An 11,501-nucleotide genomic window follows, 5' to 3' on the forward strand; every position below is an offset into this window, starting at 1 on the left:
TGTTGGCGTTGGCCGCCTTGAGGTTGTACTCGGCCTGCAGGATGTCGGGACGACGTTGCAGCAGGTCCGATGGCAGGCCGGCCGGTACTTCGCTCAACAGGTCATCAGCCAATGGCCGGCTGACGATGTTCGCCGGCAGGCCGGTACCCAGCAGCAGGGTCAGGTTGTTTTCGTCCTGGGCCACCTGGCGGGTATAACGCGCCAGTGCAACCCGGGCGTTTTCCACCGAGGTACGGGCCTGGCTCAGGTCCAGGGCCGAAGCCACGCCGACTTCATTGCTGCGCGAGGTCAGTTTGAAGCTCTGCTCGTACGCGCCCAGGGTGTCCTGGGTGAGCTTGAGCAGCTCCTTGTCGGCCTGCCAGGTCAGGTAGGCGTTGGCCACGCTGGCCACCAGGCTGATCTGGGTGGTGCGGCGCGCTTCTTCGGTCGCGAAGTATTGTTGCAGCGCTTGTTCGCTCAGGCTGCGTACGCGGCCGAACAGGTCCAGCTCATAAGAACTGATCCCGAGGCCCGCCGAGTATTGGCTGGTGATGCCCGCTTCGCCGGTCTGCGACAGCTTGGCCGGGGTGCGCGTGCGGCTGCCGCTGCCCGTGGCCGAAACCGCCGGGAACAGGTCGGCGCGCTGGATCTGGTACTGCGCGGCATACGCATCGATGTTCAGGGCCGCGACACGCAGGTCGCGGTTGTTCACCAGGGCGGTCTGGATCAGCTGTTGCAGGGCAGGGTCATGGAAAAACTGCTTCCAGCCCTGCTCGGCAGCCGCCTGGCCCGGCGCCTGGGCCGACGAATACGCCGGCCCCTGCGGGAACTGCGCGGCTACCGGCGCTTCAGGGCGCTGGTAGTCCGGGATCAGCGAGCAGCCACTGAGCACGAATGCCGTGACAGCTAAGGAAAGTAGCGACTTGCTCATTGGCCAGCCTCTTTAGGAGTTTGCTTGGGTTCAGTCTTTTTACGCTCGCCAGCGGAGGACACGGTTGCGAAGAACAGGGGTACCCAGAAGATCGCGAGGACCGTGGCGGTGATCATACCGCCAATTACGCCCGTACCGATGGCGTGCTGGCTACCTGAGCCGGCACCGGTGGAAATTGCCAGGGGCAGTACGCCGAGCATGAACGCCATGGACGTCATGATGATCGGTCGCAGACGCATGCGGGATGCCTCGATGGCCGACTCGACAATGCCTTTGCCCTGCTCGTGGAGCTCCTTGGCGAACTCCACGATCAGGATGGCGTTTTTCGCTGCCAGACCCACCGTCACCAACAGGCCCACCTGGAAGAACACGTCGTTGGACAGTCCCCGCAGGCTGGTGGCGATCAACGCACCGATCACACCCAGCGGTACAACCAGAATCACCGCAATCGGGATCGACCAGCTTTCGTACAGTGCCGCGAGGCAGAGGAACACCACCAGCAGCGACAGGGCGTACAGCGCAGGTGCCTGGGAGCCGGACAGACGTTCTTCGTACGACAGGCCGGTCCAGGAGTAACCAACGCCAGCCGGCAGGTCCTTGGCAATGCGTTCGACTTCCGCCATCGCATCACCGGTACTGTAGCCAGGTGCCGGGGTACCGAGGATTTCCATCGCCGCTACACCGTTATAGCGCGAGAGTTTCGGCGAACCGAAGATCCACTTGCCCGAAGAGATGGCCGACAGCGGCACCATCTTCCCGGACGTGCTGCGCACGTACCATTTGCTCAGGTCTTCCGGAGACATCCGGCTGGCGGCGTCACCCTGTACATACACCTTCTTCACACGACCACGGTCGATGAAGTCGTTGATGTAGCTGCCACCCAAGGCGATTGCCAGGGTCTGCTGGATGTCTGCCAGGCTGATGCCCTGGGCACTGGCCTTCTCGTCGTCAACGGTCAGCTCGTACTGCGGCTCATCGTTCACGCCGTTGGGGCGCACGCCCGCCAGGATCTTGCTTTGTGCCGCGGCACCCAGGAACTGGTTACGCGCATCCATCAGCTTCTGGTGGCCGACGCCGCCCTGGTCTTGCAGGAACACGTCGAAACCGGTGGCGTTACCCAGTTCGAGTACCGACGGTGGCACCACGGCAAATACCATGGCGTCCTTGAAGGCCCCGAAGAAGTAACCCTGGGCACGCTTGGCAACCTCAAATACCGACTGGCTCGAGTCACGCTCGTCCCACGGCTTGAGCATCACGAACGCGAGGCCCGAGCTCTGGCCACGACCGGCGAAGTTGAAGCCGTTCACGGTAAACACCGATTTGACAGCCTTGCCTTCGCCTGGCTCGCCTTCCTTGTCGTTCAACAGGTAGGCGCGCATATCGTCGATGACTTTCTGCGTACGTTCAGCCGAAGAACCCACCGGCGTTTGTACCTGGGCAAAGATCACGCCCTGGTCTTCCTCTGGGAGGAACGCGCTTGGAATGCGGGTGAACATCCAGATCATGCCGGCAAGGATCAGGGCATAGACCACGAATGCCGGGAACTTGTGCTTGATCATGTTGCCGACGCCGCGCTCGTAGCTCAGTACGCCACGGTCGAAGGTACGGTTGAACCAGCCGAAGAAGCCGCGCTTGGGTTGGCCGTGTTTTTCCGGGTCAATCGGCTTGAGCATGGTGGCGCACAAGGCCGGGGTGAAGACCAGGGCAACCAGTACCGACAGCGCCATCGCCGAAACGATAGTGATGGAGAACTGGCGGTAGATCACACCGGTGGAACCACCGAAGAACGCCATTGGCAGCAATACCGCCGACAGCACCAGGGCGATACCCACCAGGGCGCCCTGGATCTGGCCCATGGACTTGACCGTCGCCTCCTTGGGCGACAAGTGCTCCTCGGCCATTACCCGCTCGACGTTCTCCACCACAACGATGGCATCGTCCACCAGCAAGCCGATGGCCAGGATCATGCCGAACATGGTCAGGGTGTTGATGGTGAAGCCGAACGCAGCGAGGATCCCGAAGGTACCCAGCAATACCACCGGTACGGTCATGGTGGTGATGATGGTGGCGCGGAAGTTCTGCAGGAACAGGAACATCACCAGGAACACCAGCACGATCGCTTCGATCAGGGTGTGAACCACACCGGAGATCGATTCGGTCACAACCGGCGTGGTGTCATACGGCACCACAGCCTTCATGCCAGGCGGGAAGAACGGTTCGAGGGACGCAACCGTTTCGCGAATCGCCTTGGCGGTGTCCAGTGCGTTGGCACCGGCTGCCAGCTTGATCGCCATACCGGAAGCCGGCTTGCCGTTGAACTGTGCGCTGATGCTGTAGTTCTGGCCGCCCAGTTCGATACGCGAAACGTCACCCAGGCGAACCTGGGAACCGTCGGTATTGACCTTCATCAGGATATTGCCGAACGCTTCAGTGGTTTGCAGACGCGTCTTGCCGATGATGGTGGCGTTCAACTGAGTGCCGGGCAGGGCAGGCAGGCCGCCGAGTTGGCCGGTGGCCACCTGGACGTTCTGCGCCTGGATGGCGTTGCTGACATCCACGGGCGTCAGCTGGTAGTTGTTCAGCTTGGCAGGGTCGAGCCAGATACGCATGGCGTACTGGGAACCGAACACCTGGAAGTCGCCCACACCGGCGGTCCGGGAAATCGGGTCCTGGATGTTGGAAACGATGTAGTTGGAAAGGTCATCCTTGGTCATGCTGCCGTCTTCCGACACCAGACCGATCACCATCAGGAAGTTCTTCACCGACTTGGTAACGCGGATACCCTGCTGCTGTACTTCTTGTGGCAGCAGCGGGGTCGCCAGGTTGAGCTTGTTCTGTACCTGAACCTGGGCGATGTCCGGGTTGGTACCCTGGTTGAACGTCGCGGTGATGGTCATGCTGCCGTCGGAGTTACTGTCCGAGGCGACATAACGCAGGTTGTCGATACCGTTGAGCTGTTGTTCGATGACCTGCACCACGGTGTCCTGCACGGTTTGTGCAGACGCGCCCGGGTAGGTCACCTGGATATCAATGGCGGTTGGCGCGATGGCCGGGTACTGGTTGATGGGCAACTTCAGGATCGACAGTGCCCCGACCAGCATGATCACCAGGGCAATTACCCAGGCGAAAATGGGACGGTCGATAAAAAATTTCGACATGAATTACTCCCCTTGACCAGCAGCGGCAGCAGGAGCAGCAGCGGAACCGGCGGGTTTGGCGTTATCAGCGTCCTTGACCTTGACTTCGATGCCCGGCTTGATGAATTGCAGGCCTTCGGTGATCACACGGTCACCGGCGTTCAGGCCTTTTTCCACCAGCCAGTAGGCGCCGGTAGTGCGGTTGGCCACCAGTACACGTTGCTCGACCTTGTTGTCCTTGTTCACCACCAGCGCGGTCGGGATGCCCTTCAGGTCGCGGGTCACGCCTTGCTGTGGTGCCAGGATGGCCTTGCTGTTCACACCGGCTTGCAACTGCGCGTGGACGAACATGCCCGGCAGCAGGGTGTGGTCAGGGTTCGGGAACACGGCCCGCAGGGTCACGGAACCGGTGGTTTCGTCGACCGAGACTTCGGAGAATTCCAGCTTGCCTTCCACGCCGTAGGCGGTGCCGTCTTCCAGGGTCAGCTTGACCTTGGCCGCGTTTTCGCCGGCTTTTTCCAGTTGGCCGCTTTCCAGGTCACGACGCAGTTTCAGCATCTCGGCGGAGGACTGCGTGACGTCGACGTAGATCGGGTCCAGTTGCTGGATCACTGCCATGGCGTCGGTCTGGCCGTTGCTGACCAGCGCGCCTTCGGTGACCGAAGAGCGACCGATACGCCCGGAGATCGGGGCAAACACCTTGGTGTAGCGCACGTTGATCTGGGCCGTTTGCACGTTGGCTTCAGAGGTCATGCGGTTGGACACGGCGGTGTCGTATTCCTGGCGGCTGACGGCCTGCTCATCGACCAACTGCTTGTAGCGATCGGCAATCGACTTGGTCTGGGCGAGGTTGGCCTGGGCGCTTTTCAGCGAGGCGTCATACACCGACGGATCGATCTGATAGAGCTGCTGGCCTTCCTTGACGTCGCCCCCTTCCTTGAACAGACGCTTGAGAATGATGCCGTTGACCTGAGGGCGAACCTCGGCAATGCGGTAGGCCGTGGTGCGGCCTGGCAGCTCGGATGTCAGGGTAAAGGCTTGAGGTTGAATAGTGACCACGCCGACCTGAGGGGTTTGAGCGGGCGGAGCCGCTTCTTCCTTTTTACATCCGCTGAGCAGCGATGCCAGGGCGACGGCAGTAACCAGGGCGGTAACAGCTGGCTTAAGTTGCATGAAGATCCTCGGGTCAGGCGCGCAGAGTGCGCACAAGAAGTGTGGAAGGGTAAAAAACAGGCACTGAGTGGATAAGTAGCTTGCTACGCAATATACTTACGTTCATGGTTGTTTGTAAACTCTTGACAGGCTTCGCGGAATGTTGACAAAGCAGCGTCCAAAGCCTCGATTCTAGTACGTTCGGCGCCCTTGACGGCGTCGTCCCACAATTATTCAGATGGTCGTTAGCGGCGGTTGAGTCTGCGTTACCGATCACCCCAAGTCTCCTGATTGAGGTTTTACTGCCATGGTTCGTCGTACCAAAGAGGAAGCTCAGGAAACGCGCAGCCAGATTCTTGAAGCGGCCGAGCAGGCCTTCTACGAGCGCGGGGTTGCGCGTACCACGCTGGCGGATATTGCCGCGCTGGCAGGCGTGACACGTGGTGCCATTTACTGGCATTTCAGCAACAAGGCCGACCTGGTGCAGGCGATGCTCGATACGCTGCACGAGCCGCTGGATGAATTGGCCAGGGCCAGTGAGAGCGAGGACGAGGTCGATCCGCTGGGTTGCATGCGCAAGCTGCTGATTCATCTGTTCCATCAAGTGGCCCTGGACCCGAAGACCCGGCGCATCAATGAGATTTTGTTTCATAAGTGCGAATTCACCGATGAAATGTGTGATCTGCGCCGTCAGCGCCAGACCGCCAGCCTCGAATGCAACCTGCGCATCGGGCTGACCTTGCGTAACGCGGTCCATCGCGGGCAGCTTCCGGAGAATCTCGACACCGTACGTGCCGCGGTGTGCATGCACGCCTATATCGACGGAATTCTCGGCCAGTGGCTGCTGGTGCCCGACAGTTTCCAGTTGGCCCAGGACGCAGAGCGCTGGGTCGATATCGCGTTGGACATGCTGCGCTTGAGCCCTGGCCTGCGCAATTAAGACAAAATGCGTAATTGCGACCAGTTGTGTCAACAATAAACACCGGGGCTGGTCAATCAGGCTTTTCCCTGATTTTGTGGGGTGACGTTATATACGGGCTGGCGGGCGGTTGATAGGTAGTTGGCTAAGTATTTTGTAGCAATATTGTTGCAAGGCTGTGAAGGAATGTTTCCTGCGGCCCATAAAAAAGCCCCGGCTCTCGCAAGTCGGGGCTTTTTCGTTTCAGCAGATCAGAGTGCCAGGGTCGGGTAGTCGATGTAGCCGACCGGGCCTTTGGCGTAGAAAGTCTCTGGATGTGCTTCGTTCAGCGGTGCATCGGCCTTCAGGCGAGCCGGCAGGTCCGGGTTGGCGATGAACGGCACGCCGAATGCCACGGCGTCAGCCTTGCCCGAAGCCAGCCACGCGTTGGCGCTGTCCTTGGTGAAGCGTTCGTTGGCGATGTACGGGCCACCGAAGGCGGCTTTCAGTTGTGGGCCGAGGCTGTCGCCCGCTTCCTTTTCACGGGAGCAGATGAACGCGATGCCACGCTTGCCCAGCTCTTTGGCGACGTAGGTGAAGGTTTCCGACAGGTTGGCGTCGCCCATGTCGTGGGAGTCGGCGCGCGGTGCCAGGTGCACGCCTACACGGCCGGCGCCCCACACTTCAATCACGGCGTCAGTGACTTCGAGCAGCAAGCGTGCGCGGTTTTCCAGGGAGCCGCCGTAGTTGTCGGTGCGCTGGTTGGTGCTGCTTTGCAGGAACTGGTCGAGCAGGTAGCCGTTCGCACCGTGGACTTCCACGCCGTCAAAGCCGGCGGCCTTGGCGTTCTCGGCGCCTACGCGGTAAGCGTCGACGATGTCGGCGATTTCGGCGATTTCCAGGGCGCGCGGCGTTGGGTAGTCGGCCAGTGGGCGTACCAGGCTGACGTGCCCTTTAGGCTGGATGGCACTTGGCGCGACCGGGGTTTCACCGTCCAGGTACGACTCGTGGGAGATCCGGCCCACGTGCCACAGTTGCAGGAAGATCTTGCCGCCTGCACCGTGCACGGCCTTGGTCACATTGGCCCAGCCGCGAACCTGGTCGTTGGACCAGATGCCCGGGGTGTCCGGGTAACCCACGCCCATTGGCGTTACGGAGGTGGCTTCGCTGAGGATCAGCCCGGCGGAAGCGCGTTGGACGTAGTACTCAGCCATCAGCGCATTGGGCACGCGACCGGCGTCGGCACGGCAGCGGGTCAGCGGCGCCATGATGATGCGGTTCGACAGTTCCAGGTCGCCCAGTTTGATCGGATCGAAAATAGTCGTCATGGGATAACACCCTTCTCTTTAGTTGATCAGTTAGTCGCGGGGGCCAGGTCGGCATCGCCGGTCTGACGGAAAGTAATCAGGGTCACCAGCAGCGCGAGCACGGCCAGTGCAGCAGCGGCCAGGGGCACGCTGGTCAGGCCGAAGCCGTGGGCAATCACGCTGCCGCCCACCCAGGCGCCGAGGGCGTTGCCGATGTTGAAGGCGCCGATGTTCAAGGTGGACACCAGGTTCGGTGCGGCCTTGCCGAAGGTCACCACGTTGATCTGCAGTGCCGGTACGGCGGCAAACGAGGCGGTGGCCCAGAGGAACAGGGTGATTTCAGTCGGGATCACGGCGACGCTGGTCCAGGTCAGTACGGTGGACACCACCGCCATGCTGATGAACACGCCGATCAGGGTGGCAGCCAGGCGCTTGTCTGCCAGCTTGCCGCCGATGATGTTGCCGACGGTCAGGCCCAGGCCGATCAGCAGCAGGGTCCAGGTCACGCCCTTGGGCGAAACACCGGTGACGTCCCCCAGCAGCGGCGCGACGTAGGTGAAGAGGGTGAACATCGACGCAGCGAACAGCGCGGTCATGCTCAGCGACAGCCAGATGCCGGCGCCTTTGAGTGCTCTGAGCTCGGCGCGCATGTCGAGTTTTTCCTCGTCACGCTTGGCCGGCAGGAAGCGGATCAGGCCGATCAGGGCGATCACCCCAATCACCGTCACGGCCCAGAAGGTCGAGCGCCAGCCGGCTTCCTGACCCAGCGCGGTGCCCAGCGGTACGCCGAGCACGTTGGCCAGGGTCAGGCCGGTGAACATCAGCGCCACGGCCGAAGCACGCTTGTTGGCCGGCACCAGGTTGGCGGCGACCACCGAACCGATACCGAAGAAGGCGCCGTGGCACAGCGCGGTGACCACACGGGCAAACATCAGCACGTTGTAGTCGCTGGCCAGGGCGCAGAGCAGGTTGCCGATGATAAAGATGCCCATCAACGCTACCAGGGCGGCCTTGCGCGGCAGCTTGGCGGTGGCCAGTGCCATGAAGGGGGCACCGATGGCCACGCCCAGGGCGTAGCCGGTCACCAGCCAGCCGGCGCCGGGAATCGATACACCGAGGTCGGCCGCCACATCGGGCAACAGGCCCATGATGACGAACTCGGTCGTACCGATGGCGAAGGCGCTTAAGGCCAGGATGAGTAGCGAGAGAGGCATTGATGGGTCCTTGTTACAGCGGTGCGCTGAGTTCTTCGGTGAGCGCTTTGAGGAAGGCTTGGATTACGTCCTCATTGCGTTTGAAAAAGTGCCATTGGCCGGCCTTCTGGCTGCTGATCAGCCCCGCCCGTTGCAAGTTCGCCAGGTGCGCCGACACGGTGGACTGAGACAGCCCGCAGCGCTGGTCGATCTGCCCGGCGCAAATGCCGTATTCGTGGTTGTGCAGCTGCTCGGGGAATTGCACTTTCGGGTCTTTCAGCCAGTTGAGGATGTCTCGCCGTACTGGGTGCGCCAGGGCTTTTATTATTTCGTCGAGGTCGATGGACATGGCAGTGATGCTCGGTTTTGTAAAACGTTATATCGCGATGAGGCGAACTTTAAATCGTTGTATCCCGATATACCAATATGAATTTGGTCTTAAACCAGATTGAATCGGTATATCGGGTTATAACGATGCGTTGACGGCAGTGCTAGACTGCGCGCCATGAATTATCTCGCACATCTGCACCTCGGCGGCCAACTTCCTGCTCAATTGCTTGGCAGCCTGTATGGCGACTTTGTTAAAGGTCGCCTGCAAGGCCAGTTCAGCCCGCAAATCGAGTCGGCGATTCAGTTGCATCGCTCAATTGATCGCTACACCGACAGCCACCCGCTGATCGGGCAGGCGCTGTCGCGCTTCACCCTGACCCGGCGCCGCTATGCCGGGATTGTCCTCGATGTGTTTTTCGACCACTGCCTGGCGCGGGACTGGGCGTTATATGCCGATCAGCCGCTGGAGCGATTTACCTCTGAGGTTTACCGGGTGCTCGCCGAAGAACCGGTGTTGCCGGGGCGGCTGGCGCAGATTGCGCCGTACATGGCGGCGGATGACTGGCTGGGTTCGTACCGCGAATTTGCGGTGATGGAACAGGTACTTCGAGGAATTGGCCGGCGCCTGACACGGCCCGAAGAACTGGGCCATGCCATGCAGGAATTACGAGCGCTGTACGAGCCGTTGAGCGAGGATTTTCGGGTGTTTTACCCAGAATTGCAGCGGTTCTCAAATAGCCAGTTGGCAATACAACTATAAATGTGGGAGCGGGCTTGCTCGCGAAAGCGGTGGGTCAGCTAATGAATCTGCTGACTGATGCACCGCCTTCGCGAGCAAGCCCGCTCCCACATTTTTCACCGTGCTCGCTTCAGGCCGCGAATGCTGGCCGCGCTGGCATTTGCTCAGCTTCTGGAAGGGGGCCAAACAACGCCTTCTGCACCGCCTGCTGCGCCTGGAACGCCAGCGCCGCACGCTCCTGCCCGGCGCAGGCAATCGGCTTGAGCAGATGGATTTCCACGTCGCCCTGGTCATTGCCGAACAAACGCATCAAGTGCGAGAGCAAATCATCGTCGCCAATAAACGGTGCCAGCGGGTCGATGTGGCCATCGCGCAGATAACGAATCGCCACCGGTTGCAGCGACACATCGGCATCAATCGCACTGGCCAGTAACCGCCCGTGGAACGTACGCAGGGCGCGGCCGTCGGTGGTGGTGCCTTCCGGGAACATCAACAGCGGGTGTTGTTGTTCCAGATGACGCGTCATCTGTTTGCGAATCAACTGGCTGTCCCCCGAACCTCGGCGGATGAACAGGCTGCCTGCCTTGGCGGCCAACCAGCCCGCCACCGGCCAGGTGCGCACCTCGGCCTTGGACAGGAACGACATCGGCGCCACCATCCCCAGCAGCGGGATATCGGTCCACGATACGTGGTTGCTGACCCACAGCATCGACTGTTGCGGCAACTCACCGTGAACGGTCACGCGAAAGGGCAGGGCGTTGGTCAGCCGTGCCATGAAAAAACGCGACCAGCGCTGCCGGCGCACCATCGAGTTGGCCACGCCCAGACGTTCAAACACGCCAAACACACTGGCCATGGTCAAACCCAGGGCCACCACCACCAGCACGCGGGCAATTCGCCCGTACACCCGAAGGCGGCTCATCACATGGCTGCCTTGAAGTGGCGGGCATACCGCGGGCACAGCTCGTCGCGCTTGAGCAGGATGAACACGTCGGCCACCTGGAAGTCTTCGTCCCAGCAGGGTTCGCCGCAAATCTTTGCACCCAGGCGCATGTAGGCCTTGAGCAAGGGGGGCATTTCGGCGATGACGTTGGATGGCAGGTCCAGTGCCGGCAGCGGCTTTTTCGGCTCGGCCCGCAGGTGTTCGTTGCACAGGTAGCGTTCGCGCAGGCGCTGCATGATGGCGTGGGCCTGGATGCCGCCGTCGTGCATCGGGATGCTTGCGCAGCCCATCAGGTAGCTGTAGCCGCCCTGGTTGAGGACTTCGGCCAGCTCGCCCCACAACACGGCGATGGTGCCGCCGTTGCGGTAGGCGGGGTCGACGCAGGTGCGGCCGATTTCCAGGATGGGGCCTTTGAGGTGCAGCAGGCCGTGGAGGCTGAATTCTTCTTCGCTGTAGAAGCGGCCCAGGGTGGTGGCGGCCTGGTGGTCGAGCAAACGGGTGGTGGCGACGAGTCGACCGCTGTTCAAATCCCGCACGCCGATGTGGCTGCAGTGAACATCATAGTCATCCATGTCCAGGCCCAGTTCAGCGCCTTTCAGCTTGGCGTTGAATTCGCCGCTGAACACGTTGAACCGCAGGGCCTGGGCTTCCTGCAAAGCCTGGGCGCCGATCAGGCGTTCGGCTTGCAGGCGGCGTTCATTGCCGGTGTCGCTGATGCGGGCGATCTGAGTCATGGCGAGTCTCCGAGTGCCGGCCAGGGTTACGGCCGGTCGACTTGTTTGTGCCATGTCAGGCTATGTAGGGCCGGTGTCATCTCCATGAAGTTACGGTGACGCTTAGATGACAGGCATTTCGCCGGTGGGTGCTGTGTTTTTTGTGTACATATCCGTTG

Annotated in this window: 10 protein-coding genes; 2 read left to right on the forward strand and 8 right to left on the reverse strand. The window is 61.2% G+C overall.

Going from position 1 to position 11,501, the window contains the following annotated elements; translation table 11 throughout:
* From HX873_RS25075 to HX873_RS25085, 3 genes are all read right to left on the reverse strand, one after another.
* Positions 1-910 (reverse strand): efflux transporter outer membrane subunit (locus tag HX873_RS25075; protein ID WP_371318405.1); only part of this gene is annotated, 910 nt, incomplete at its 3' end.
* A complete protein-coding gene (locus HX873_RS25080) occupies positions 907-4,068 on the reverse strand; it encodes an efflux RND transporter permease subunit (RefSeq protein WP_003219803.1) in 3,162 nt (1,053 codons plus the stop codon). The genes HX873_RS25075 and HX873_RS25080, both read right to left, overlap by 4 nt.
* Positions 4,069-4,071: 3 nt before the next feature.
* Positions 4,072-5,220, reverse strand: a complete 1,149-nt coding sequence (locus HX873_RS25085; RefSeq protein ID WP_003219800.1) for an efflux RND transporter periplasmic adaptor subunit — start codon at positions 5,218-5,220, stop codon at positions 4,072-4,074.
* A 286-nt stretch (positions 5,221-5,506) separates the two neighbouring features.
* On the opposite strand from HX873_RS25085, the gene HX873_RS25090 reads away from it, so the two are divergent.
* The gene (locus HX873_RS25090; protein WP_003219798.1) at positions 5,507-6,139 is read left to right on the forward strand and encodes a TetR family transcriptional regulator; all 633 of its coding nucleotides are present in this window, start codon (positions 5,507-5,509) and stop codon (positions 6,137-6,139) included.
* 230 nt (positions 6,140-6,369) lie between these two features.
* Here HX873_RS25090 and HX873_RS25095 read toward each other — a convergent pair whose 3' ends face one another.
* The 3 genes from HX873_RS25095 to HX873_RS25105 are packed head-to-tail and all read right to left on the reverse strand — an operon-like array spanning position 6,370 to position 8,946.
* Positions 6,370-7,425 (reverse strand): alkene reductase, encoded by a 1,056-nt coding sequence (locus HX873_RS25095; protein ID WP_008431139.1) that lies wholly within the window; start codon positions 7,423-7,425, stop codon positions 6,370-6,372.
* 26 nt (positions 7,426-7,451) lie between these two features.
* Positions 7,452-8,618 carry an MFS transporter gene (locus tag HX873_RS25100; protein WP_003219795.1) on the reverse strand — a complete coding sequence of 389 codons (1,167 nt, stop codon included), beginning with the start codon at positions 8,616-8,618 and terminating at the stop codon, positions 7,452-7,454.
* Between the two features lie 13 nt (positions 8,619-8,631).
* The gene (locus HX873_RS25105) at positions 8,632-8,946 is read right to left on the reverse strand and encodes a helix-turn-helix transcriptional regulator (RefSeq protein ID WP_003219793.1); all 315 of its coding nucleotides are present in this window, start codon (positions 8,944-8,946) and stop codon (positions 8,632-8,634) included.
* Between the two features lie 156 nt (positions 8,947-9,102).
* Here HX873_RS25105 and HX873_RS25110 point away from each other — a divergent pair, with 156 nt between their 5' ends.
* Positions 9,103-9,687: an ACP phosphodiesterase gene (locus HX873_RS25110; RefSeq protein ID WP_177123363.1), complete on the forward strand. Its 585-nt coding sequence runs from the start codon at positions 9,103-9,105 to the stop codon at positions 9,685-9,687.
* A 109-nt stretch (positions 9,688-9,796) separates the two neighbouring features.
* Here HX873_RS25110 and HX873_RS25115 read toward each other — a convergent pair whose 3' ends face one another.
* Positions 9,797-10,588, reverse strand: a complete 792-nt coding sequence (locus HX873_RS25115; RefSeq protein ID WP_003219789.1) for a lysophospholipid acyltransferase family protein — start codon at positions 10,586-10,588, stop codon at positions 9,797-9,799.
* Positions 10,588-11,343 (reverse strand): L-ornithine N(alpha)-acyltransferase, encoded by a 756-nt coding sequence (gene olsB, locus HX873_RS25120; protein WP_008431132.1) that lies wholly within the window; start codon positions 11,341-11,343, stop codon positions 10,588-10,590. Before olsB ends, HX873_RS25115 begins: the two co-directional genes overlap by 1 nt.
* Positions 11,344-11,501 lie beyond the last annotated feature (158 nt).

The organism is Pseudomonas sp. P7758 (assembly GCF_013386485.1).
In the GTDB taxonomy this organism is placed as follows: Bacteria; Pseudomonadota; Gammaproteobacteria; order Pseudomonadales; family Pseudomonadaceae; genus Aquipseudomonas.

What these genes read in the sequence shown, in the direction of transcription:
- HX873_RS25085 (WP_003219800.1), bottom strand. Translation starts at nt 5,220, where the DNA reads ATGCAACTTAAGCCAGCTGTTACCGCCCTGGTTACTGCCGTCGCCCTG.
- HX873_RS25080 (WP_003219803.1), bottom strand. Translation starts at nt 4,068, where the DNA reads ATGTCGAAATTTTTTATCGACCGTCCCATTTTCGCCTGGGTAATTGCC.
- HX873_RS25115 (WP_003219789.1), bottom strand. Translation starts at nt 10,588, where the DNA reads ATGAGCCGCCTTCGGGTGTACGGGCGAATTGCCCGCGTGCTGGTGGTG.
- HX873_RS25100 (WP_003219795.1), bottom strand. Translation starts at nt 8,618, where the DNA reads ATGCCTCTCTCGCTACTCATCCTGGCCTTAAGCGCCTTCGCCATCGGT.
- HX873_RS25095 (WP_008431139.1), bottom strand. Translation starts at nt 7,425, where the DNA reads ATGACGACTATTTTCGATCCGATCAAACTGGGCGACCTGGAACTGTCG.
- HX873_RS25105 (WP_003219793.1), bottom strand. Translation starts at nt 8,946, where the DNA reads ATGTCCATCGACCTCGACGAAATAATAAAAGCCCTGGCGCACCCAGTA.
- HX873_RS25090 (WP_003219798.1), top strand. Translation starts at nt 5,507, where the DNA reads ATGGTTCGTCGTACCAAAGAGGAAGCTCAGGAAACGCGCAGCCAGATT.
- HX873_RS25110 (WP_177123363.1), top strand. Translation starts at nt 9,103, where the DNA reads ATGAATTATCTCGCACATCTGCACCTCGGCGGCCAACTTCCTGCTCAA.
- olsB (WP_008431132.1), bottom strand. Translation starts at nt 11,343, where the DNA reads ATGACTCAGATCGCCCGCATCAGCGACACCGGCAATGAACGCCGCCTG.